The sequence below is a fragment of the Pseudobutyrivibrio sp. LB2011 genome, from assembly GCF_000701765.1.
Classification (GTDB): Bacteria; Bacillota; Clostridia; order Lachnospirales; family Lachnospiraceae; genus Pseudobutyrivibrio; species Pseudobutyrivibrio ruminis.
In genome coordinates this window covers 267,933-292,603 of the sequence record NZ_JNJS01000003.1, presented here as the reverse complement: position 1 = coordinate 292,603, position 24,671 = coordinate 267,933, and the positions used below count along the sequence as shown (strand labels likewise).

The window sequence follows — 24,671 nt, the reverse complement described above, 5'->3', positions numbered from 1 at the left end:
GAAAGCAGAAATGAAGAGTATTACAATACTACTAAATGAGTAAAGTAATATAATAACGCATATACGATATTGAGAGTAACTGTAATACAGGGGGAGTTGATTGAAAAACATTCATATAAAAAAGAAATACATAATAATCCCGATAGTTATTTGTATAATTCTTATCCTAATAGCTTCAATGCTCTATATGGGGATAATACATTTTAATAATCCAAGTAGAGAAGAGTACCCAGTAGTTGGTGTAGATGTATCGAAATATCAGGGGGTTATTGATTGGAATCAACTTGAAGAGCAAGACATAAGTTTTGCCTATATAAAAGCTACGGAAGGTTCATCACATGTTGATGAATACTATGATGCAAACTTTAATAATGCTTTGAAAACAGGCATTAGAGTTGGTGCATATCATTTTTTTAGTTTCGAATCATCTGGGAAAAAACAGGCTGAAAATTATTGTAAAAATGTAAGTATAACAGAAGGTATGCTTCCACCTGTTATCGATGTTGAATACTACGGAGATAAAAAAGGCGTCGATGATATCGATGTTGATGCCGTTCGGAAAAATTTAAGAGAGATGGTGGATATTCTGGAAGAAGAATATGGATTGAAGCCTGTGCTTTATGTCACAAAAAATAGTTATGACACAATAGTAAGTGGCTATTTTGATGATTGTGATTTATGGTATCGAAGCGTCTACTCAAAGGTTCCCAAAGATGTAAAATGGACATTTTGGCAGTATTCTAATCGAACAGTACTAAATGGATACGAAGGTGAAGAAAGATACATTGATGTAAATGTCTTTAATGGAACCAGGGAAGAGTTTGAGGAATTGGGGTCAGGCACCAATGTGCATGATTTGAACGGAAGTTCAGAAGAAACAAAGGAAATAGAATCTATATGGAGCAAAGAGAGTGCTAGTGAATCAAGGGTCAAACTAGAGTCTAAATTAGTTGATGGTGAAATAGAATTAATCATACCTCAATACAATGGCAGCTCAGATCAGACAGTAGAATACCTAATTGATGGTGAAAAGAAGTGTGATTTTAATTTTATATTCCCAGAGCAAATAACAGAAATAGAAACATGTGATTATAATTTTGATGGAAACGTTGATATTGTTTTTGTTGGTTACAATCATGGAAAAAAGGATTTCTGGCTCTACAGAGGTTGTGTGCGCGAATACGAAGAGGATACGTGTTATTTTGTAAATGATGATGATATAGAATCATATGTAGAAAAAGAATTATCTGATGATTATTCTGCAGAGAATATTATAAATGCGCTTACAAATGGACTTGTTAATGGTGAAATCAGCTCATATAGTGATGCATACAAGGCAATTGTGGCGTTTAACCAAATAGAAAATGAATCATTAGATTTGAAGTATAGTTTGGTTTATATAGATGAAGATGATATACCCGAACTTCTTGTTGATGATACAGGATATTGGATAAACGTTTATAGCTTTTCTAATAGTACAGTGACAGAGCCTATGGAATTCTGTGGATATGGTGTAGGTGGATGCGTGAATTACGAATATGTACCTTATAAAAATAGTCTTAGATACTTTGGACATGACATGGAAACATACGGCTATACACTCATGAAAATAGAAAACAACAAGCTTGTAACTACATACTCAGAAGATTGTTATTACGAGGAAGAAACCGTAAATTATAATAATTACACTGATGAGCAACTATCACCTGAAGAATTGAAGAACAGAGTTGAGGAATATAATTCTTGCGCTTTTGAAGAATTATATGGAGAATATACAGAGGAAGAGATAATAGAACAATTGCAATAGAATTGTATAATGCGCGGAGGATATTTTATGAAAAAGAAAATGGTAGAGTTAACTGCTCTCTCTATGTCGGCGGTGCTTCTTGCGGGTTGCGAATTTACCACTATCCCAGGTGAAGCCCTCAAAGCTGCCAAGGAAAATGCAAAAAAGGAAGAAGCGGCTGAAATCGATAAAAAGGAGTTAGTGGATATACCATTAGTGGATGATTCATTTTCAGATTGCACTGAAAGCAATGTGAGTAATGATTTAGTAAGATGGCTGTTGGCAACGACTGCTGTGGAGGTTCAAGGCCAGGGCCTGGATTGGCAGCAGATTGGTGGAACCAAATCAACAGCAGAGGATATAGAAACAGTAAAAAAATACCTCAATGAAAACAATGCAAAGGATGGGGATGCTGCGTTAGAGGCAGCAAGTGCATTGGTGGAGGAAGATTATACAAAAGCATATGAGAGAGCTTACAACCTGGGCACAGCTGAGTCGATTCTGGCGGCCAGCTACTGCGCAGGTGATTTAGAGTTCAATCAGTATTTGATGCATGCAGTCCCTGTTGCCAAAATGATTCAGCAGGAATTCGATAGCTTCGACGATTACGGAGACAACTATGTGACTGGATATATGTGTCATGTTGGACAGGGGGATTGTGGCGATGCATCTCGCGTAGGATACAGAGTTGTGCTGCAGCAGGCTTTCGTTGGAATGGCTGCATATTATGATGGCGCATACGCAATCGATTATGATATGGAATTGACCGGAGAAGCATACTCCACATATTTTGATGAAATGCCAGAGGAGGTAGATACAAAGTCCCTGGAGGGCAAAGCTCCAGAATTTGTGCAGGGCTACATTGCTCCAATTGAGCTTGGCGAGAACCCTGCAAGCGGCAACATAGAAATCGATGGTGATTTGTATCATGTCCCATTTACTATCAAGCAGCTTACAGACAACGGCTGGGAAATAAAGGATGCTCCTTCTGAGCTGAACGTCAACAGAGATGACACCATCAAGCTTACCCGCAACAGAAAGACCATCAAAGTCACTACCGAAGCTATTTCAGAAGGCTACACTGATGTTCAGTACGGATTTGTAGATTATATTGACACCGCCACATTGGGAGATGTAGAGGTATCACTTCCAGGTGATATAAAGTCCGGAATGGACATGGAAGATGCCAAGGATGTTATTGATAAATTCGAAATTGAAAACGATGACATGACAGATTCAGTTTTGCTTTATATCTCAGATGACAGCGATAACAAGAGCAAAATCTGCATCACAGAAGAAGACGGCAAGGTAAGCTCATTTGTTCTATTTGTATCTGTATTAAATGGTCAGCAGAACATGGAACAATACTACACCACTCTTAAGGAGGACGGCTCAAACTACAGCTACGCCCAGGCAATGACTATCAAAGCGAAGACAGACAAGTATCGTCCTGGGGCAGAGTACACAGGCCTCCCTGAGTTGGCCCTTTCAGACAGCCTGGATGATTTTACAATCCAGATTGACAACACAGTTATTCAGCTGCCAACAACTTATCAGCAGTTGTTAGAGTTGGGATTCATTTTTGACGATAGCGCAGATACCATTGTTCAACCTGATGAGCAGTACGAATTTTCCGGATACTATTTAGGAAATGAATACAGCAAAATGAACTTTATAGTCATCAATAATGGTGAGGAGGAAGCTAAATTAGGTGACATCCCTGTGCAGTACGTCCGCGCTACAATTTTTGGCTTCAACGAATACCAGGATTATCCATTCAAAATTGCCCAGGGAGTTGAGTTTGAAGCCACACTTGAAGATCTCCAGGAAAAGTACGGCACACTCACAAAGAGCGACAACTCTTTCGACAACGGCTACGTTCAATTGGATTACTACACCTATGAAACAGAAAAGGGCTGGTACACTTTCTGGGTTCAACCAGAAGGCATGTATTCTGGCGTAGAGATTAACGTATATACGAACAAGAAGACGGAGGAGTAATGAAAAATGAAATGAAGATAACTAGAGTGTTTTCAAAGATTTCAGGGTATTGGATTGGGCTAGTGATAGTTGTAGTCAGCTTAACATTAATTCATGACAGTATGAAGACTTTTGATAGCAACTGGGTTCTCAGTTCATATGAGAGAAATCTATTTCTATCAATGTGGTTTGGACTTACTGGGTTTGTCACGTGTTTTGTTACAGTTCCTTGTGGCGTTTTGGGGACAGTCAAACTAGCAAGAAGTAAGATAAAACATGTAATGAACTATGTAGTAGTCTTAATTGCACCGGTTATTTCTATTGGGATGATATTAGCGTCGCTTGTATTTGAGAGCATGCTTCCTAATGTCTAAGGGAGAAGGAAAAATGCTCCGGAAAAACATGTTTTACTAGGAGATTAAGTTTATTTGCTCGTTTTCAAAATTCACTTATATAAAAGTGGGAAGAGAGTTAAGTGGATTTGAAAATTGAGATACTTCCACTTAAAATCACAACTTGCTGTTAAGTGAATTAAAAATAAATACGTATCCACTTAACTTTTATAGCAAAAATTCTTGGCCAGTTAAGTTTATTCTGCAGAGATAAAAATAAACTTAAGAATAGCACGCGATTTGTTAAGTGAAAATCAACCATCATATAATTCACTTAACTTTACTTAAAACTATTTAACTTATTTTAAGTTTATTTTTAAATTTTATATATTCACTTAACTGCTCTCCCAGTTTTTAAGTGAAATCTATAAAATGTAATTTTTCACTTAACAATTGGATTACTAAACACATGAAACAGGAGACGATTTGTAATGGGAAATTTTGATTCAGCAGCAGACGTAAAGATTTATGATTATAAGACAAGGTCCATACATGAAGAAAAATGCTGTTTACTAATGTTTAGAGAAAATGGAAAAATTGCTTGTTTGGGCAATGAATGTATGCAATATATTGGTAGGAGTGAGCTGGAATCGGAACCATGTATACCAATTAAACTAGGCCGAGTTGTTGATTACACAGCAGCAGAAAATTTCTTCAAATATTTACATAGAATTTATATCAAAAAGACTAACGGCAAGCCACGCTTATTTAAGAGATCTAATAAGATTTTACTATTCTTGCATGAGCCATGTTCAGAAGTGGATAAAAAAATCTACATGGATTTAATGGCCTTTCTGGGTTATGCGAATGTAATAATAATTACTTCTGAAACAAATCTTGGTGGTATGTCTCCTGAGGAAGCTATCTGGAGTTCAGAGGAAGTTCATGGAAAAATAGATTGTGCTTTTGAAATCGGTAAGAAAGATCTTAGAGAATATGCAAGATATGCAGAACAGGAGCTAAAGAAAGATTTAAAGCGATGGGGATGCGAGGGAGAATGATAAGTAGACAGGAATTAATTAGTAGAGCCATTATATTTGGAGTCGTGGTGAGTTTAATTTTATGTGTTCCTGTGTGGATAATATGGTTCTTTTTAGTTATAAACTATCATCTGGACTTTAACCAAAGCTATCTGTTCATAAATGGTTTTGAAAATATTGTACTGTATGATAGTCAGAACTCATATCAAAGGAGAATTTGGGGACTAAAAGAAATAGAATCATATGAATATGGTGATAATTATGATAGTAATATAATTTCTCAAGTTGAAGAGATGGTTGATGATGAGAACTGGATATCGCAAGCATGTTATTCACCTGATAAAGAATATATTCTCTACAAAGAAGTTGAAGCCTGGGGAGAAGGAGCTTCAACAGATGATAATACTTATTACTACAAAGTAATAAATGTAGATAGTAAAAAAATAAGAACTTTTTATAAAGGACCTATGGAAGACTTTGATATTTATTGGGGGCAATAGGTGAAAGAACAGGGAATCTATCATGGTATCTTGCAGATGCTGAAGAAAAAATTACTTTAAAAGAATCATAAATTTTAAAAAGTTTGGTCATAGCTTTTTCACATTCTATTGTTAAACTAGCTCCCGTAGTAGTTCTTCGGAAAGAAGAACCTTCGGGGAGGAAGAAAGACGAGACATGAAAGTACAAGACTTAAGGGCATTACAATTATTATTAGAGAATGAAATGGATTTTGATTCAATTTGCAAATGCTTTCCAGGTTACAAGAAGACAACAGAGAACACAGGTTATTCAGATTACAGATTAATCAACGTGGAAAACATAATGATAAAAGAAGCTAATTGTTCATAATGTGATTGCCAACAGGCTCCCAGGTAATGGGAGCTTTTTTATTGATTTGGTTATGAAAAATAACATTGTTTTTTCACAAGATATTGTTATACTAGTACTCAAGTTAGTGCTAGATATTGTATCTAGAAATGTAATGGGAGGTACCGGTATGAAGGAACAGGATTTGAGAGCCGTAGAGGCAATGTGTAGCTGTGGCATGGATTTCGACACACTTTGTGCTTGTTTTCCAGGTTTTTTAGCAGCGGATTTGAAAAATGTTTATGATAATTACAAGGGCGTCAGCCAGCCGGTGCCCAGCGTAGCAATGAGTGTAAATTGTTCATAATATAGATTAGATGCCGAGGAAAAAATCCTCGGCATTAATTTTTTTTACAACTCGTCCGAAATAAAGATTGTAAGAAAAATTACCGCGGAGGAACTATATGCAAATTGAAGGACTCAAGGTAACGGATTACATCAAAACAGAAGGTGCTTCAGACCAGGGATTTGGCGTAGGCACCAGCGGTATCAAGGACGATAACAAAGCAAATTTTAATACAGAATTAAGAACACTTTCAGTAGACAACGCATTCTATGATAATAGAGGAAAAATGACTGATGAAGATTTTACCAAGGAGGTAAATGAGGCATCAGCTCTTGGCATGTCTACAGTTGATAAGGTGAAAAATATCGAGCGCGGCTGGGACGAGGAAGCCACAGCAAAAGCTCGCGAAGACGGACACAATCCAATGGACATGGAGCCAGAGGCTCTCGTCACTGTTGTGGACGAAATTAAAATGAATCTTGCCAAAGCTGGAAAAGACATCAGCAAAATGGGTGGCCTGGACCAGGACGAGATTCAGGCAATGACCGGCTCAGTGGCACAGGCAGTTGAAATGACTCGCGGACTTTCAGATACTTTGCCAGTGGAAGCACAGGCATATCTTGTAAAGAACGAGCTTGAGCCAACCATCACAAATATCTACAACGCCACATATTCGGCACCAACAGGTCCAAAGGGAACATCGGAGCCAACCGACGAAGACATAATTAGTCTGCTAGAAGATTTAGGAGATAAACTGGATTCACTTATAGAACAAGTCGAAGGTGAGTTAACCGAGTCTGCGCAGAAACCTATGACACCACAGGAATTGAAAGATACTGTGGCAACCATGCTCAAGCAAGATGTTCCAATCACAAAGGAGCATCTTGAGTACATGGTTGAGCTAGGCGAGTACGAAAAACCATCGGAAGAAAATATCGTAAATGCGATAGATGATATCGTGGCAGAAGGCAAAGAGCCAACTGACGCATATCTTATCCCTGGCTACTCCCTTATGGATCAGGCCAAGAAAACTTTTGAAGAAGTCATGGGAATGGATGCAAGCACTCTTACATCTATTACTGCTCAGCGTCAGCTTACAGAAATCCAGCTCACAATGACAGTTGAGGCCACATTCACAATGATGAAAAATGGCATAACTGTTAACACAAGTGACCTGTCTGATCTCCTTGATAAGCTGAAATTACAGGAAACAAATCTCCTTCAGATTCTTATGAAGGCAGAAAATAACGAAGCAACAAATGCGAATGTAAATCTGTTCAAGCAGGTAATGAACGAGATGGACGACATCCAGTCTGCGCCAGCTGCCATGCTTGGAAGATTTTCAAATATCAATGCAGAGACATTCTCTTACGTACATGAAGTCAGCGTGTCGGTTACAGCCGAATATTCTCGCATGGAAATGACTTATGAATCTGTTGGAACAGAGGTAAGAACAGACCTTGGTGACAGCATGAACAAGGCATTCCAGAATGTGGACGACATTTTGGCAGATCTTGATATCGAGGCAACAGAATATAGTCAGAAGGCAGTCCGTGTACTTGCCTACAACAAAATGGAAATCACAGCAGAGTCTGTTACCACAATGAAAGCTTCTACAGAAATGGTGGCTCGCACATTCAAGAGCATGACACCAGCTGTTGTTGCAGAAATGATTAAGCGAGGAGAAAATCCTCTTGATATGACTATGGAAAGTCTTAAGGCAAAAGCAGAAAGCATTAAGGCTGAAATGGGTAGCACCTCTGATGAGGAAAGCTTTTCAAAGTTCCTTTGGAAGGCAGAGCACAACGCGGAAATCTCTGAAGCAGAAAGAGATGCTTATGTGGGTGTGTACAGACTTCTTCATCAAGTGGAAAAGTCTGATGGCGCAGCCATCGGTGCGTTGATAAGTCAGGGCACAGAGGTAACATTACGAAATCTTATGACTGCTGTTCGCTCAAGCAAGCACACAGGCAGAGAGTATGAAATAGACGACAAGTTTGGCCAGCTGGACGAAATGGTTGTGAAGGATCTTTCTATTACAGAACAGATTGAGAAAGTTTTCCTCACAAACCGTTGTCGCGACGCTAAGGAAGCTATGACTCCTGCAAAGATGCACGTCTTTGGCGAAGAGCAAATCATGGAAATGAATGTAGACCAGTTTGCAACTGCCATGGAAGAGACTTCTGACGAGCAGGCTGAAGTGGCCTACAACAATTATGTAACAGAACAGTTAAAGACAACTATTGCGGAGGATGCAAAAGTTTCTTCTATATTAGATGAATACAACCTACCTCATTCTGCAAACATGATTGCAGCAGTTGAGGCAATGGTTGAAAACAATGGCCAGGTATTCAAGGATTTATTCTCTAAGGCAACTGGCAGAGCAGCCACCACTTTTGGCGCTCTTGAAAGCATGGACGTGGACGACATTATTGAATTGGCATACTCACGGTTCGCTGATGCTTGCCACACACCTGAGGAAATGGCAGAGGCTCAGGAAGCGTTGGGAACTTTGGCTGAGAATGTAATGAAGACCATGATTGAAACAGAGGATGTCCGCACAGTAGATATGGATAATATGAAGCTTGTTGTGCAGCAGACAAAGGTTATGTCTGAAATGGCACGTACAGGTGAAACATATCATATCCCTATTATGGTTGCTGATGAGGCCGGCAATATGAACCTGAAAATTGTCCGTGGTGACGGCGAATCCGGTTTAATCCAGATGGCCCTCCACCTTCAGACAACTGGCACAGTATCTACTACATTCCGCTATGAGGCAGGCTCAGTTAGTGCTACAGTAGAATGTGAAACTGCTCAGATGCGAGAAATGTTTGCCAGCCAGGCACCTATGATTGCACAAATCATGCAGGAAGAAACAGGCTTTGCTTTTAGCTTCAGTTTCACACAGTCCTTCGGACTCAGCGCAGCTGACATCTATAATATGGAGCAGGGAAATTATGAAGGAATAGCAGCAGCTGGCGTTTCCGGCGAAGCTAGCCAGGACGAAATCCAAACACAGGCTCTCTATAGCATCGCCCGTGGCTATATAAATGTAATTGCAGAATTGTTTTAAAAGAAACCATAAAAAATGAATAGTGAGAAACTATAGAATGCAAGGCCTTGAAATACAAGGTCTTGCATTTTTTATACCTGAAAAGTTGCATATATTGGGTTAAGTTTAAGGGGGCTCGTCCGATATTAAATGTGTAAGGACATGGAAGACCTAACAATTTCAAATACACCGCACGGATGCTAGACTTGCTTTATTACGGCTATTTAGGAGGCAACTATGAGAATTAACAATAACATGTCAGCGGTGATTACCAACAACCAACTTCTTGGTACAGAAAGTTCCCTTGCAGATGTAATGGAAAAGTTAAGTTCAGGCTTTAGCATTAATCATGCATCAGATGATCCATCTGGTATTGCTATTGCGGGCAAAATGCAGGCACAGATTGATGGATTAGATAAAGCTTCAACAAACAGTAGCGATGGAATTTCAGTACTTCAAACAGCTGAAGGTGCTCTTAATGAAGTAACAGATATGATTCAGCGAATGAGAGAGCTTTCGGTTCAGGCTGCAAACGGCACAAACTCAGATTCAGAGCGAGAGACAATTCAAAAAGAAATCGATTCTCTTTTAGAGGAAATTGATAGAGTAGCAGAAACAACAGAGTTCAACACAATCAACCTATTAAATGGTTCACTTGATAATAGAACTTATGCTGAGCATGCAACTCGTATGCAAACTTCAAACACAGTTCCAGCAGGATTATATACATTGACTATAACATCAGCTGCAACTCGTGGAACAGCAGGTGGAGTTAATCCATTGCTTGGAGGTGCAACAGCACTTTCAATGGCTGGAACAATGAATATTAACGGATACGGAGTTGAATTCACAGAGGGAATGTCTCGTGAAGCGGTATACGAAGCTATGCGAGATGCTTGTGAAAAAGGTAGTGCAACTATTTCTGACCCAGATGAGAACATCAGCATTTATTCATTAAAATATGGTGCAAAGGCAGATTTGGAAATCGAATTTTCTTCAAAGGAATTTGCCGTAGCATTAGGATTCCCTGAGGGCCAGATTACGGAAGGAGCAATTATCCATAATGTAGGTGATGATGCTGTTGTGGAATTGAAAAAGGAATCACCATCAATGTTTGGACCACAGGCAACTACAGGATATGATGGAAATCACATTACTGTTACAGATGTAGATGGATTCGAATTATCTTTCCTTGCAGAAGCTAGTTACGTTGGAGAAATAGAATTCAACGTTACAGACATCGGCTCAATGACACTTCATGTTGGTGCAAATAAGAACCAGAACATGGAAGTAAGAATTGCAGCAGTTACAACAGAGTTCATGTACATTGATGACCTTAGTGTAACAAGAGTGAATGGTCCAGAGGATGCACTTGATTCTCTCGACACAGCTCTCAATTATGTGACCTCAGTCAGATCTCAGCTTGGTGCATATGAGAACCGACTTGAGCATACAACAAAATCTCTCGATACAACAGAAGAGAACATGACATCAGCTATTTCTCGAGTAGAGGATGCTGATATGGCAACAACAATGGTTGAGTACACAAAGCTCAACGTATTAGAGCAGGCAGGTACATCTGCACTTGCGCAGGCAAATGAGTTACCACAACTTGCATTACAGTTGCTTCAGTGATAATTAGAGAAACAGTTTGCCTTTGATAGGAGTGAAATAAATGAACAGAGATAAGATTTCAGCTTTTACCCTGAGAATAGCTTCCAGCAATGGATGTGGATTGATTTCAATTCTTTATGATATATATGAAGAATATGAAACAGACGCGCTGGACAATTTTGAAGCTGGCCAAGTGACAGAAGCAATCGTAGCACTTAAAAAGTGCGCAGAAGTTGTAAGTCACCTCCAGAAAGATTTAAATTTTGAATACAAGGTAAGTGGAAATCTGTACGCGCTTTACGATTATGTACAGCGAAATGTATCCAAGTCCATATACAAGGCAAACGCTGACGGATTATTAGAAGCAAAAAAGGTGATGGATGAGTTGGGAGATGCCTTTGACCAGTTGGCAAAGGAAGATACGTCCGCACCGATTATGCAAAATACACAACATGTAATGGCAGGAATAACTTATGGAAAAAATTCTTTGAATGAAAGTGTTATGGGTAACCAGGCAAGAAGAGGATTTTGGGCATAACAGTAGTAAATAATAAATGAGACTCTAGTTCGCTAGGGTCTCATTTTTTGTGCGCTTTTTATAAATATATTTATTGTTAAAAATATACAAGCGAATTTCATAGTGTCAAACGCTATGGAATTATTCTTGGATCCGGAGCATACTGTTGCGTCGACAGGAGGTGAAAAAGACGAGTACGTTTTTGATCTGGAGCATTTTGACGTCGGCATCGCTGTTTGATGCCAGGTCGTACAGGATTCCAAATCAACTAATCATCCTGGGTTACTTAGCAGGAATTTATGTGAACCTGTTGAGCTATGGATGGATAGGAATTGCATACTTCCTTATGAAAGCAATGTGGCCAATAGCATGTTTATCGCTGCTGTATATTCTTGGTAAACAGCTTGGCGCTGGTGACATCAAATTGTTTTCTGTAATGGCAACACTGGTGGGTGCAGACATTACCGTAAATACGATGATCACTTCCGTGATTCTTGCTGGGATCGCGAAAGGTAGAAAAACATTAGGAAAATTAGCCTATTAAAGAATGTAGTAATACTAAGGGCTAGAGTTTTTCTAATTGATAAATGAAAGTAGGAGAAAAACAAGAATTAGATTAATTATGAAATAAAAACCTAAGAATAATTGGGGAAAAGGGAAAATGCTTGAATTTATAAGGTTTATGGAAGATATGTAAACCTAAAATTGAAAAAAATTGAGATAAAATATAAAAAATAAAATTAGAAAAATAATTGCTTTAGATAATGAGCGTTTAAATATATACAAATAGATTCGTAAAAATCAATATAATGAGAGATGGTACGTCACTTTATGACGTACCTTTTTTTATGGAAAATCTCGAATACGTGAATAAAAGCGTAAACGATTTATGATATAATTTCCTTGTGATTTATGGACATAAACTAAGTGAAAAATATGGTACAGCAATTATAGTATAATAGATTAAAGAGGGGCATTATTAACACTAGTAGGGGTATTTAATATGGCTATATTATCAAAAAAGCAAATGTCTGAAGAAGATATAAAACTAAATTACATAACTCCAGCTATACAACCAGGATGGTCTGGTCATATTACGATGGAGACCAAGATCACGGACGGAAGAATAAATATTAAGGGTAATATGGTTGCCCGTAGCAAGCCAAAGTTTGCGGATTATTTATTATACCTAAATAGTGGCAAGCCAATCGCCGTTGTGGAAGCAAAGGATAATAATCATTCAGTATCTTTTGGTCTTCAGCAGGCTATAACTTATGCACAAATGATGGATATTCCGTTTGCGTATTCATCAAACGGGGATGCTTTTTATGAGCATGACTTTCTGACTGGGAAAGAGAGACAGATACCTTTGGATCAGTTCCCAACACAGGAAGAACTATTTAAAAGGTTTTATACTGAGGTCAATGGTGGAGCAGGTTATTCAGACGCAGAAAAGAAGGTAGTGGATCAACCTTATTATTCATCACAAAATACATATCCTCCAAGATACTATCAGAGGAATGCTGTAAACCGTACTGTTGAAGCTATTGCTAGAGGGCAACAAAGACTTCTTCTAGTAATGGCTACTGGAACTGGAAAGACATATACTGCATTCCAGATTGTTTACAGACTGCTTCGTTCTGACATCAAGAAGAGAATACTTTATCTTGCGGACAGAAATATCCTTGTAGATCAGAGTATCCTTCAGGACTTCGCTCCGTTGGAAAAGACTATTTATAAGGTGGATTTTTCAGATAAAGATTGCCTAAATAAGATATCATCACATGAGGTGAATTTTGCCCTTTATCACCAGATGGTTGGTCAGAATGATGAAGAACATTTCAGACAGATACCAACAGGTTATTTTGATCTAATTATCGTGGACGAGTGCCACAGAGGAAGTGCCAAAGAAGACAGTAACTGGCGTAAAGTCCTTGAATACTTCAGTACAGCAACACAGATCGGTATGACTGCAACTCCGAAGGAAAGTGAGAAGGTATCAAATATTGATTACTTTGGAGATCCTGTATATACATACAGTTTGAAACAGGGTATCGAAGACGGATTCCTTGCACCGTTCAAGGTTATCAATGTAACTTTGGATATCAGTGACGGATGGAGACCGTATAAAGGTCAGACGGACCTGTATGGCAATGAAATCCCAGATCGAATCTATAATAATCGTGATTTTGATTATCCGAATGGTGTTATCCTTGAAGACCGTATCAATGAGGTTGCTAACGAGATAACAGAGTACCTAAAGGCTACTGGCAGGATGCAAAAGACCATAGTATTCTGTGCGACTGAAGATGCTGCGGAACGTATGCGTATTGCCTTGGTGAACCTTAATAACGATATGGTTGAAAAGAACCCTGATTATGTGGTTCGTATCACAGGCTCTGATACCTATGGAAAGAGCAAGTTGGACTACTTTATATCTGTATCCTCAGAATATCCGGTCATTGCAACAACATCAGAGCTACTTTCAACCGGTGCTGACTGTAAAATGACTAAGTTCATCGTGCTGGATAAGTATATCGAGAGCATGACCACCTTTAAGCAGATTATCGGTCGTGGAACACGTATCCGTGAAAAGGAAGGAAAGACGCATTTTGCTGTTATGGACTTCCGTGGGGTTACTAAACTCTTTGCAGATCCAGAGTGGGATGGTCCAATAGAGCAGGATGAGCATTTCCATCATGGTGGAACAGAGCCTCATGAGAAGCCTCCATACACTACCGACAATCCAATTGAGCCCGTAGAAAAACTAGGGGTTCCTATTGTTGATAAAGATGGATGTAGAGTAAAGATTATAAATAAACAGGTTTTTGTCTATGATATAAACGGAAAGTTACTTAAGAGTGAGAATATTATTGATTATACAAAAACTAATATAAAGGGTGAGTATGCTTCACTGTCTGATTTCATTCGGAAATGGAATGAATCTGATAAAAAAGAAAAAATTAAAGAATCTCTTGCAGAAATGGGTATAGATTTGGATGCTCTTAAATCTGAACAGAACATGGAAGAGGTTGATGATTTTGATTTTATCTGTTATGTGGCATATGGAGCAAAGCCTTTAACCAGAAGAGAGAGGGCTAATAACGTAAAGAAACGAGATTTCTTTTCAAAGTATTCTGGCGATGCCAGAGCGGTTTTAGAAATACTACTTGATAAGTATATGAACAAAGGTATCGCTGAGATAGAAGGAACGGATGTATTAAAGCTTTCTGATTTTGCGAACTATGGAAAGCCTTCAAAAATTGTAAGGTTATTTGGTGGAAAATCTGAATATGAAAAGGCTTTGAATGAATTAGAAAAAAATATTTACGATGTGGAGATGGGATAATGGGTTTATTTGGATTTTTATTTAATAATACCGGAGATGATAATTCTTATGAAGAGTATCAAGCTGAAGAAGAATATTTTTATGGTGTCTCAAAGAGTGAATTAAATGAAATTGCGGAATCATGTAGATATGGTAGTTATGTAACTATTGGAGATGAATGCTTATATTATCATTTTAAGTCTGGGAGAGGACATCAAACAAATCATCAAGAATTTATAGTTCGAGATGGAAAGCTACACGCAATGTGCAGTGGAGGATATCCAGGTCAGTTGAATTTTCCAGATATCAAATTTATGAATATATGTAATGAACGATATGATTTTTATTAAAAGAATAGTGAGGACAATGAAACAGTGGCAATGCAGTCAGGTTTTGTAAAAAGAATAAGAGATATTATGCGTATGGACGCAGGTATCAATGGTGATGCTCAAAGAATCGAGCAGATGGTATGGATGCTTTTTCTAAAGGTGTATGATGCCAAGGAAGATGATTGGGAATTAAATGAGGATAATTATACATCTATCATACCAGAGGAGTGTAGATGGCGAAATTGGGCGCAGGCAGATGATAATGGTCATGCAATGACTAGCGATAAACTTTTGGACTTTGTAAATAATACATTGTTTCCAACATTGAAGGAGTTACCAGTAACTCCAGATACACCCGTTAAGAAGGCTATTGTTAAGTCTACTTTCGAGGATGCAAACAACTACATGAAGGATGGTGTACATCTTCGTCAGGTCATTGATATTATTGATGAAATTGAGTTTGACGACGTAAAGGAAAGTCATGCATTTGGTTTTGTTTACGAGGAAATCCTTCGTGACTTACAGGCTGCTGGATCTTCCGGTGAGTTCTATACTCCCCGTGCTGTAACAGATTTTATGGCTCTTATGATACAGCCAAAACTTGGTGAAAAGATGGCTGACTTTGCCTGCGGTACAGGTGGCTTTATCACATCATGGCTCGGGCAGTTACAGAAGCAAGTAAAGGATACAGCTGCACAGAAGCAGTTTGATGACAGTATTTACGGTATCGAGAAAAAGCCTTTCCCGTATCTTCTTTGCGTTACCAATATGCTTTTACATGATATTGAAACACCTAATATTTATCACATGAATTCTTTGCAGCATAATCTTTTGGATTATACAGATGATGATAAGTTTGATGTTATTCTTATGAACCCACCTTATGGTGGACATGAAGATAAATCTATTCAGGGCTTTTTCCCAGATGATTTGGCATCTTCAGAAACAGCAGATTTGTTTATGTCTGTAATTATGTATAGGTTGAAGAAAGAAGGAAAAGCAGCTGTAGTTTTGCCTGATGGATTTTTATTTAACACAGACAATACAAAGACTGCAATCAAAACAAAGCTTTTGAAAGAGTTTAATCTGCATACAGTAATTAGATTGCCTGGTTCTGTATTTGCACCATATACATCAATTACAACAAATCTTTTGTTCTTTGATAATACAAAGCCAACCGAGGAAACTTGGTTCTATAGACTTGATATGCCATCTGATAGAAAGCATTTTTCTAAGACGAAGCCTATGGAATTAAAACATTTTGAGGAATGTATTGAATGGTGGAATGATAGAAAAGAAATCATAATTGATGATGCTCCAAAGGCACAAAAATATTCGGTTGATTATTTGCTCAACGAAAGAGCTTGTGATTTGGACTTATGTGGTTATCCACATGAAGAGGAAGAAATACTTGATCCACTTGATACAATAAGAAATTATCAGGAAAAGAGAACAGCTTTAAATGCGGAAATTGATCATGTATTAGAACAGTTAGAAGCATTATTGCCTGGAGGTATTACTGAATGACACCAGAACAGTTAAAAGCAAGTATTCTGCAGATGGCTATCAAGGGTAAATTGGTGGAGCAGAGATCGGAAGAAGGTACTGCTGAAGAACTGTATCAGGAGATACAGGATGAAAAGCAGAGGCTGATCAAGGAAGGAAAAATAAAGAAAGAGAAGCCACTTGCTGAAATTACAGAGGACGAGATACCGTTTGATATTCCTGAAAGCTGGAAATGGTATAGATTGGGAGATCTGATTAAGGTTCAAAACGGATATGCCTATAAGTCCGAGGAAATGAATAAAGATGAAAAAGGTATGCCTGTTATTAAGAGCGGAAACCTAATGTCGTTGAGCGTACAGTTGAAACCTCGAAATGATTATATTGAACATCCGACTGAGAAAATGCTTGAGAGCAAAATTGTAAAGGGAGATATGTTAATGTGTCTTTCTTCGCAATCAGATAATCCAGAGCCTTTAGGGAAAACTGCTGTTTATGAGAGTGATAAGCCCGCATTACTAAATCAGCGTGTTCTAAAAATGAGACCTTTTATTGATGAAATAACGTACTACTTGTATTACGTAATTAACACAGAGTATTTTCACTATAATGTATCACATCAGGGCGGTGGTTCTGCACAAGCAAATTTAAAAATGAGCCATGTCTTGAATATGCTGGTTCCAATACCACCGCTTCAAGAGCAGCATCGTATCGTTGTCAAGATAGAGGAACTTCTTCCGTATGTTGACCGCTATGCCGAGGCTTATGAGAAGCTGGAACAGTTCAATGCCAAGTTCCCGGAGGATATGAAAAAGTCTATCCTACAATATGCTATTCAGGGCAAATTGGTAGAGCAGAGAACGGAGGAAGGAAACGCAGAAGAACAGTATCAGCAGATACAGGAAGAAAAGCAGAAGCTGATTAAGGAAGGAAAGATAAAGAAAGAAAAGCCATTATCAGAGATTACAGCGGATGAGATTCCATTTGATATTCCTGAGACGTGGAAGTGGATAAGATTCGGAGAAATCTATAAACTTACAAATGGTCTTGCTTCAAGAGGTAAATTTGGAAAACCTATGTGCCCAGTTCTGAGACTAGCAGATTTGTCAAACGATAGGGTGAATACATCGGATGTAAGATTGTTGGGAATTGATGAGAAAGAAAAAAATTCTCACCTTGTAAAAAAGGATGATCTTATTTTTATACGAGTAAATGGTACAAGGGATAGAGTTGGTCGAGCATATCTTTATGATGGAGATAATGAGATATCATACTGCGATCATCTTTTTTGTGGGCATGCTTTGGTGACCTCTATTGATGTTAAATATATACAGTATATTTTTAATAGTCATTTTATTAGATGCCAATTGAATCCAGAAATAAAAACAACAGCTGGGCAGAATACTATAAGTCAAGGAAGTATGAATAATATAATTCTGCCACTTCCGCCGTACAATGAACAAAAACGTATTGCTGCTAAGATAGAAGAATTAATGCCGTATTGTGACAAATTAATAAGATAGAAGCCATATAAGTGAGCCTGTGAATTGATCACAGGCTCATCATTTAAGGGAGAATAGACAAATGAATTGGAAAAAACGACGAAAGAAAGTAGTAATTGTTGAAAGCATAATAATTGTATTTGTAAGTATTCTATTTGTAGTGGGAATTGTTTGCGATTATTTAGTTAGCAGGGGGATAGTATTTCACATAGTAACTGATTTTAATGATATATCATTAGTTTTGTTACAGATTCAAGCAACTATAACGACAATAACACTATCTATTATTGCGCTATTGTCCGGAGCAATAAATACGTCATATTATGGCGTACCAGTAAGTATGTTTTATCTTGAAAAAAAGCCATTTCTGCTTAAACAAAAAACGGTTATCATTATTGAATTCATGTGTATGGTTATTAATATATGGGCTCATATATATTCAAAGTATAATACTGTTATTGCTCTTTTCATGGGTTCAATGATAATCATAGTGGCATCTATCCTTGAAGTATATGGCATATTTAGGGGGAGAAGAGTAACTTTATCCGAGATTAAAGATTATGTAGAATTCTTGTTTGAGAATGATGCTAATTATAGTGTTGTTGGGACATGTTTTATAGACGATTGGAAAGAAATAGTTTCTTTGCAATCATCAGAAGAATTTGAAAACTATATGTCTTTCTTTCATAAACTCTTAATTAGAATTATCTCTAAAGAAAAAGACACAGATACATTAAACTCTTTAACAGAAAATATAGCTTATTATCTGCTAAGTCATAATACAAAGCTATGCCAAGCGAGGGGAATAAAGTTTTTAACCAATTATTATGAAAGAATATGGAGATGGATCTTTCATAACCAAGATAGTGCAAAATCAATAAATGGACGAATTTCTCTTTTAGATAGACTAACCCATGATTATTATAAGGCAATGTCAAATATAGATGCTGAAGAATTGGAAGACTTTATAGAATGGGATAGTTTTTCTGACTATGTGATACGTGTGGCACTTTGTATAGGTTTCGATTCCTCTAGGAAATCTGATGAGATTTCTTCAATATATAGTTTAGCTGATGTGCTAGGATATTACTTGAAAGAGCAATACGCAAAGAATAACATTGTTGATAAAAAATACTGGGAGAGTCTTATAGCAGATAAATATGGATATACAACATCAACTATTCCTGAGGAGTTAGGACCAATCTATAGACAATCTATGGCAATTAGAGACTTTAATGTATGTCGTGGATATCTCATGAACTCTCTTACTGAGTTTGTGAAGAATGGATTTTTCCTCAATGGAATTAGAAATATTTATACTATTGATAATGAACAAATTGTTTTAAGACTAATGCTTGTTCATTGCTTTATGTATTACTTAGCCTTTGATGAGACTGAAGAATGTATAGATATAGAGTCGCAAAAAGAAATACAAGATATACTCCTAGATAAAGGAGTCATTAAATCAATAACTAATTTTTATTTTGTGTTATCTGACTCGAGATTAGATTTAACAGATAATCTAGGTAAAGAGTTATTAAGAACACTAGATAGATATGAGCTATTCCCAATACATTCAAGTGCTAAAACCTGTATTATTGACAATTCAATAAAAAAGTATTACCTGTTCTCTGTTTTATTTTTGGCTTTCTATTCATTTAGCAATAGTAGAATAGAATCAATGCTTAATGTTGATACATATTCTCAATACCTTAGCGATTTTAAAAGAGAAGACTTAAAAAAACAACTTATGGAATTGCACACAATTTTTGAGGTTGATTATGAAAAAAACGATAATAGATTTATCGAAGATGTACTTATGAATTTTGATATATCGATGAAAGCAAAATATAAACAACAAGTAATAGAGAAGGCAGCTATTAGTCAAAGAAATTACGAGACAAATGATATCCAAAAAATAGTAGAAGATAAAATAAAAAAAGCATTAGGAGAAAGATTTGAGAAGGCATTCTCAAATTATAGTATTCCAAATGATAACATAAAAAATTATGAAAATGTAAGAATATTTAAATGTTTACATTATACTAGTTATTTGGAAGATGGATTAAATAGACTTTTTATAAACGATCCGCTAATCAACCTTTGGAATTGGATGTACCAAGTCTTGGATAAAGAATTCAAAATTGACGAAATGAAAAGAGAAAAAGGCTTAACTGATTCAGAATTTAGAAAAAAACTTGATGGACAGAAGTTTACTAAATTTTTAGGAGCAGGTTCAGTTTTTGCTTGTACTGATTATGAACATCGAAAAAAGCATGAGGACTACTTAGCAAAAAAGATTTGCAACTTTATTCCTGGAACTAATACTGGTATTGCTACAACTTCAGATGGTTTATTCATAAAAGTAAATAGCATAAATGTTGATATTTATTCTCCTACTACAAGTGAAATTGATGTAGAAAGAAATATTGAAAACGATTCTTATGAGTATAAAATTTATGACAGTATAACGCTAGATTTTACAGAAAAAGAATTTCGAGAATTTATACATGATGAGCGCAAGATAATAGATATTCGCGTTAATGTTTCTATAGGTGCAAAATTAGATGATGAGAATAATTGTATGTTAATAGTACGAGGATAAGGAGATTGCAGGAAAGTCCAAATATATGGAAGACAAGCCATTTGTTAGAAGAAAATAGTTATTTAACATTTTGATGAAAGATAGTTACAATACTGTCATTTTAACTTGAGATATAGTTATTTTGACGGTATTATTTTTATATAATTAAACTATAGAATGACTGAGATTTTTTCAAACCCTCGCTTCATTATGAGCTCTCTTTTCTTCTATTTTGTTTTATTCCAAATGGATATCCATTTCTCCAATAACGTGCATGGTGATTATGAGCAAACTCCTTCTCCACTGCACGAGTATTCTTACTAGATACATATTCAAAACGTATGTAAGGAAATTTGGTAGCTATATATGCGTATAGATATGGTAGTTGTTGTTCTTTTATATACAAAAATTCATCTGGATCATTAAATTGATTAATATATTTTTCTGTCCCCTTATCCAAGCGCTTAAAATCAATATGTAAATAACAAGCAACATCGTATAGTATCTCTTTATCCATTTCTTTAGTAGACACTCCTACATTTAAGCATTCTTCTTTTTTTTCATTAAATTCGATACCATATAGTGCCCACACTCCACTTGCACCAAAAGTTTTCAAATTAAAAGGGGTAATTATTTTCCCTTCTCGTATTTCTATAATTGTATCACCAGGACTAAGATTATTCATTTAAAGATAACTCCCTTTTGTATTTATAATAGGTATTTCTGCTCAAATTTACCAGTTTCATACATTCAACATCAGAAAGATTTCCATTAAATGACTTCGAAAGCTTTAAAATCATAGCTTTGGATGGAGCCTCCTTTTTAGCCACCCTAGGCACTCCAGGTTTATGTCCAATCTGTTTACCATTTAGTCTTGCAGTTTCAATACCTTCTCTAGTACGTTGTCTTAAGTCCATAACTTCTTTCTCAGATTGGTCAAATGCAATTTTAATCTGCTCCTCCGCTAAAGCCATTAGATATTCATTAACACCTTTCAAAATTAGATCAACTTTATCACCTGTAAGTTTAACCTTATTTTGGAGAGCTCTTTTATATGTATCCGTATTAATGTGAGGCTCTTTTAAAAATACCAGATTGACATTTCTATCAAATAGCTCTTTATAAACAGAAAACCCTTCATCAGCAGTTCTGCTCATTCTAGATACACTATCAAATACAATAGTGTCACCTGCTTTTACTCTTTTATATAGTTTCATCCATTCAGGACGTTCCATTTTAGTTCCAGTATAGGCTTCCTGAAGAATCAGAGCTTTGGGATATATTTTTTCTATATTTCTAATTTGCCTTTGAATTGATTGCTGCGGTCTACTAATACGTGCATATCCATATATCATGATTTAGTATCTCCTTTATTCCGTATTATAACAGACGTTCGTCTATTTTAATACTACTTTTAATCAAGATTATCTGGCTAAGCCTATCACTAATTAATACAACTTGCGCATACGTTTATTTTAATACTATTTTGTTAATATCAAAATTACTTTTTTGGTGTTAATATAATTATTATAAAAGAGCATGTAATTTAAAAATACAGTAACATGGGAGGGGTATATGACAACAATATTTTTTATTCTATGTATAATTTTATCGCTAGTTCTTCTTTATTTTTGCTTAGTATTTTTGATTCAAGTGCCTCGTGCGCTAATGGACATAGATACAAGACTGAATCAAATTGCAAAGATTCTACAAAAAAATTATGAGCGTGATTATAATGAAAAAATAAATGCTGTAGCCAGAAAACTTAATGCACTTGAATTAGAAAGTGAAGAAGATAAACAATGATAACCAAAAGATTAGTTTTTACATTATTAATTGGAACATTGGCATTTACTGGCTGCAGTCAAACTAAACATGAAAGTACTAACAGTCTTGACGAACCTTCTGAAGTGTTAGAAAACACAGATGTGCAAGACTCAGGTGAAGAAGAGTTTAACTTTTCCTATGAATGCTTAAATACAACTGAGTTTTGGTTTGGAAGTGGAGCTGGCGCATGGCGTACGACTTTACGCATTAAAAATGATGGATCTTTCTATGGTGAATACTCAGATACCGATGCTGGTTCAATATCATCAGAGGCTCCAAATGGTACCAAATATTACTGTGCTTTCAATGGTCAATTAGGTACTCTAGAAAAAATTGATAATCTAACGTATAAAACAACAATTAATAGTATAAGCTACGAAAATCCTAAAGATACTGATGAAATAGTTGATGGTATACACTATTTTTATACTGAACCATATGGTTTGGAAAATGCGGGGGACATATATTTCTATCTACCTGGAAAAAATGTTAATACCATAGATAGTGATGAATATAGTTGGATTGGAAAAGATTTTTATGATGCACCATATGATACTGAAGGTTGGTATTTACCATTTGTTGTTTTAGCTAATTCCAACATGCATTATGCATTTCATGGATATGATTTCGTTCAACAAACCATAGATGCATGCGAGTATTACAATAATGATAGCGGTCTCTCAGAAGAACAACTATATCTCATGTGGGACCAATATCTTAATGAAATTTGGGTTAACTTGCATGACATAAAAGATTCTACATTTATGAACTCTCTTAAAGAAAAAGAATTGGATTGGATATCAGAGCGTGATAGTAAACTAGAAAAAAAAGATTATATGGCAGCATATTCGATGACCAAAGAACGTGCATTATTGTTGTTAGATTATTTAATCGAATATAGTAACAATAATGCCTATCCTATCCCACTACAAGAGGACACTTCCGATGCACCACACACCGCAATAAATCAGTCTAGCAACGAACATACTGCTACTATTGACGAAACACCAATTTCAGATAATAGATTATCTGTTGGTGACGAATATGTATTAAAATCTACTATAAATATAAGAATGCAACCTGATTCTTCTTCGGATAAACTAGCTATTGCATATAAGGATGAAATAATAACAATTAAATCAGAGGATTTAAATGGCTGGACAGAGATAGAATACGATGGTTCAATCGGATATGTCAGAAGCGAGTTGCTACAATAATTCTTTTAAGTTGCTTTTGATAGTATTTAAACGGAGGAATAAGAATGGTCCCAACACAAATAACTTGCAAATCATGTAACGCACAAATATGTATAGATACTTATAGAAAATTCACTATTTGTCCTTATTGCAATACCAAAATACCTTTTGAAGGATTTGAATACGAAACTATCGATTGGACAGGCAGTATGTATGCGCATGTTAAAAAATGGACTGATTGTCCTGCATGTAGAAGCAAAAATATGTATCTAGGACCTATGAAAAGGATATGGAAATGTCCAGATTGTGGCTATTCTATGAAAAGAAAATTATTCGATAATTCTGTTCTATGGTTTTGCGATGAATGTGAAACTTTTTTAAATATACAAAAAAATTTCAATACATCCACCAATCAATGGAAGTGTACTGTGTGCGGTGCAATTAATGACGTCAGTAAAGATAATATTTTGTAATATATTAAAAAGAGGGCTGCAATGCAGTCCTCTTTTTGCGATTCTTAATCGAATGGATTACTGTAGCAAAACCACTCTAGCGGATAACTAAGACCATATTTTTCATCAAATTCCGCCTGGCGTTTTGCTATTTTCTTAGCCTTGTGTGCCAATGCTTTTTTTGACCGTTGTTTGGTCATCTTGTCATTCTGTATTCGCGCTTTGTATGCTTTGTTATTGGGATTATGCTGATTTGCATAATCATCAAGTTGTGTCTTGGTATGAGTTTTTGATGACACCACTTTTGTCTTTGCCATACAGTGCTCTCCTTTCTCCTTGATTCCATCACAACAATTATGCACGAGATAGCGGACAATTAATGTCACCTTCTAAGCTGAACCTGATAGGAGAATACCAGATTATCTCTGCATTTAATTATCTCTCAAGGTTGGAGAATAATTTTTGTACAAACA

Annotated in this window: 22 protein-coding genes; 19 read left to right on the top strand and 3 right to left on the bottom strand. The window is 36.3% G+C overall.

Going from position 1 to position 24,671, the window contains the following annotated elements; genetic code table 11:
* Positions 1-187 precede the first annotated feature (187 nt).
* From T375_RS13435 to T375_RS07085, 16 genes are all read left to right on the top strand, one after another.
* Positions 188-1,807 (top strand): GH25 family lysozyme, encoded by a 1,620-nt coding sequence (locus T375_RS13435; protein ID WP_197019846.1) that lies wholly within the window; start codon positions 188-190, stop codon positions 1,805-1,807.
* A gap of 27 nt (positions 1,808-1,834) precedes the next feature.
* Positions 1,835-3,787, top strand: a complete 1,953-nt coding sequence (locus tag T375_RS07145; protein ID WP_044936662.1) for a DUF1266 domain-containing protein — start codon at positions 1,835-1,837, stop codon at positions 3,785-3,787.
* Entirely contained in the window at positions 3,787-4,140 is a 354-nt protein-coding gene (locus tag T375_RS07140) for a hypothetical protein (RefSeq protein ID WP_044936660.1), read from the top strand. The genes T375_RS07145 and T375_RS07140 overlap by 1 nt, the downstream gene beginning before the upstream one ends.
* A 449-nt stretch (positions 4,141-4,589) precedes the next feature.
* Entirely contained in the window at positions 4,590-5,159 is a 570-nt protein-coding gene (locus T375_RS07135) for a rod shape-determining protein (RefSeq protein WP_044936658.1), read from the top strand.
* On the top strand, positions 5,156-5,638 hold the full coding sequence (locus T375_RS07130) for a hypothetical protein (protein ID WP_044936656.1): 483 nt from the start codon (positions 5,156-5,158) through the stop codon (positions 5,636-5,638). The genes T375_RS07135 and T375_RS07130 overlap by 4 nt, the downstream gene beginning before the upstream one ends.
* Positions 5,639-5,813: 175 nt before the next feature.
* On the top strand, positions 5,814-5,987 hold the full coding sequence (locus T375_RS13575; RefSeq protein WP_155952462.1) for a hypothetical protein: 174 nt from the start codon (positions 5,814-5,816) through the stop codon (positions 5,985-5,987).
* 148 nt (positions 5,988-6,135) lie between these two features.
* Positions 6,136-6,312 carry a hypothetical protein gene (locus T375_RS13570; RefSeq protein WP_155952460.1) on the top strand — a complete coding sequence of 59 codons (177 nt, stop codon included), beginning with the start codon at positions 6,136-6,138 and terminating at the stop codon, positions 6,310-6,312.
* A 97-nt stretch (positions 6,313-6,409) separates the two neighbouring features.
* Positions 6,410-9,367 carry a DUF6240 domain-containing protein gene (locus T375_RS07125; protein WP_044936654.1) on the top strand — a complete coding sequence of 986 codons (2,958 nt, stop codon included), beginning with the start codon at positions 6,410-6,412 and terminating at the stop codon, positions 9,365-9,367.
* A 216-nt stretch (positions 9,368-9,583) separates the two neighbouring features.
* Complete coding sequence (locus tag T375_RS07120; protein WP_044936651.1) at positions 9,584-10,981, top strand: flagellin N-terminal helical domain-containing protein; 1,398 nt, start codon at positions 9,584-9,586, stop codon at positions 10,979-10,981.
* Between the two features lie 40 nt (positions 10,982-11,021).
* Entirely contained in the window at positions 11,022-11,498 is a 477-nt protein-coding gene (locus tag T375_RS07115) for a flagellar export chaperone FliS (protein ID WP_044936647.1), read from the top strand.
* Between the two features lie 160 nt (positions 11,499-11,658).
* A complete protein-coding gene (locus T375_RS07110; protein WP_242839272.1) occupies positions 11,659-12,021 on the top strand; it encodes a prepilin peptidase in 363 nt (120 codons plus the stop codon).
* Positions 12,022-12,480: 459 nt separating this feature from the next.
* Complete coding sequence (gene hsdR / locus T375_RS07105) at positions 12,481-14,826, top strand: EcoAI/FtnUII family type I restriction enzme subunit R (RefSeq protein WP_044936642.1); 2,346 nt, start codon at positions 12,481-12,483, stop codon at positions 14,824-14,826.
* On the top strand, positions 14,826-15,155 hold the full coding sequence (locus T375_RS07100; RefSeq protein WP_044936640.1) for a hypothetical protein: 330 nt from the start codon (positions 14,826-14,828) through the stop codon (positions 15,153-15,155). The genes hsdR and T375_RS07100 overlap by 1 nt, the downstream gene beginning before the upstream one ends.
* 30 nt (positions 15,156-15,185) lie before the next feature.
* A complete protein-coding gene (locus T375_RS07095) occupies positions 15,186-16,661 on the top strand; it encodes a type I restriction-modification system subunit M (RefSeq protein ID WP_044936837.1) in 1,476 nt (491 codons plus the stop codon).
* Positions 16,658-18,160, top strand: a complete 1,503-nt coding sequence (locus tag T375_RS07090; RefSeq protein WP_044936636.1) for a restriction endonuclease subunit S — start codon at positions 16,658-16,660, stop codon at positions 18,158-18,160. Before T375_RS07095 ends, T375_RS07090 begins: the two co-directional genes overlap by 4 nt.
* Positions 18,161-18,221: 61 nt before the next feature.
* Positions 18,222-20,744 carry a hypothetical protein gene (locus T375_RS07085; RefSeq protein ID WP_044936633.1) on the top strand — a complete coding sequence of 841 codons (2,523 nt, stop codon included), beginning with the start codon at positions 18,222-18,224 and terminating at the stop codon, positions 20,742-20,744.
* 187 nt (positions 20,745-20,931) lie between these two features.
* On the opposite strand, the gene T375_RS07080 is transcribed toward T375_RS07085, so the two are convergent.
* Together T375_RS07080 and T375_RS07075 are read right to left on the bottom strand one after the other, a co-directional pair.
* A complete protein-coding gene (locus T375_RS07080) occupies positions 20,932-21,408 on the bottom strand; it encodes a hypothetical protein (protein ID WP_044936630.1) in 477 nt (158 codons plus the stop codon).
* Positions 21,401-22,078 (bottom strand): recombinase family protein, encoded by a 678-nt coding sequence (locus T375_RS07075; RefSeq protein WP_044936627.1) that lies wholly within the window; start codon positions 22,076-22,078, stop codon positions 21,401-21,403. Before T375_RS07075 ends, T375_RS07080 begins: the two co-directional genes overlap by 8 nt.
* Before the next feature lie 220 nt (positions 22,079-22,298).
* On the opposite strand from T375_RS07075, the gene T375_RS07070 reads away from it, so the two are divergent.
* Genes T375_RS07070 through T375_RS07060 form a run of 3 tightly spaced genes read left to right on the top strand, consistent with a single transcriptional unit; the run spans position 22,299 to position 24,219 of the window.
* Complete coding sequence (locus T375_RS07070) at positions 22,299-22,529, top strand: hypothetical protein (RefSeq protein WP_044936624.1); 231 nt, start codon at positions 22,299-22,301, stop codon at positions 22,527-22,529.
* Positions 22,526-23,767 carry an SH3 domain-containing protein gene (locus T375_RS13215; RefSeq protein WP_049960336.1) on the top strand — a complete coding sequence of 414 codons (1,242 nt, stop codon included), beginning with the start codon at positions 22,526-22,528 and terminating at the stop codon, positions 23,765-23,767. Before T375_RS07070 ends, T375_RS13215 begins: the two co-directional genes overlap by 4 nt.
* A gap of 44 nt (positions 23,768-23,811) precedes the next feature.
* The gene (locus T375_RS07060; RefSeq protein ID WP_044936621.1) at positions 23,812-24,219 is read left to right on the top strand and encodes a Sec23/Sec24 zinc finger-containing protein; all 408 of its coding nucleotides are present in this window, start codon (positions 23,812-23,814) and stop codon (positions 24,217-24,219) included.
* Positions 24,220-24,263: 44 nt separating this feature from the next.
* Here the strand turns inward: T375_RS07060 and T375_RS07055 are convergent, their stop codons facing one another.
* Positions 24,264-24,515, bottom strand: coding sequence for a hypothetical protein (locus T375_RS07055; RefSeq protein WP_044936619.1), 252 nt, complete (start codon positions 24,513-24,515; stop codon positions 24,264-24,266).
* Positions 24,516-24,671: the final 156 nt, after the last annotated feature.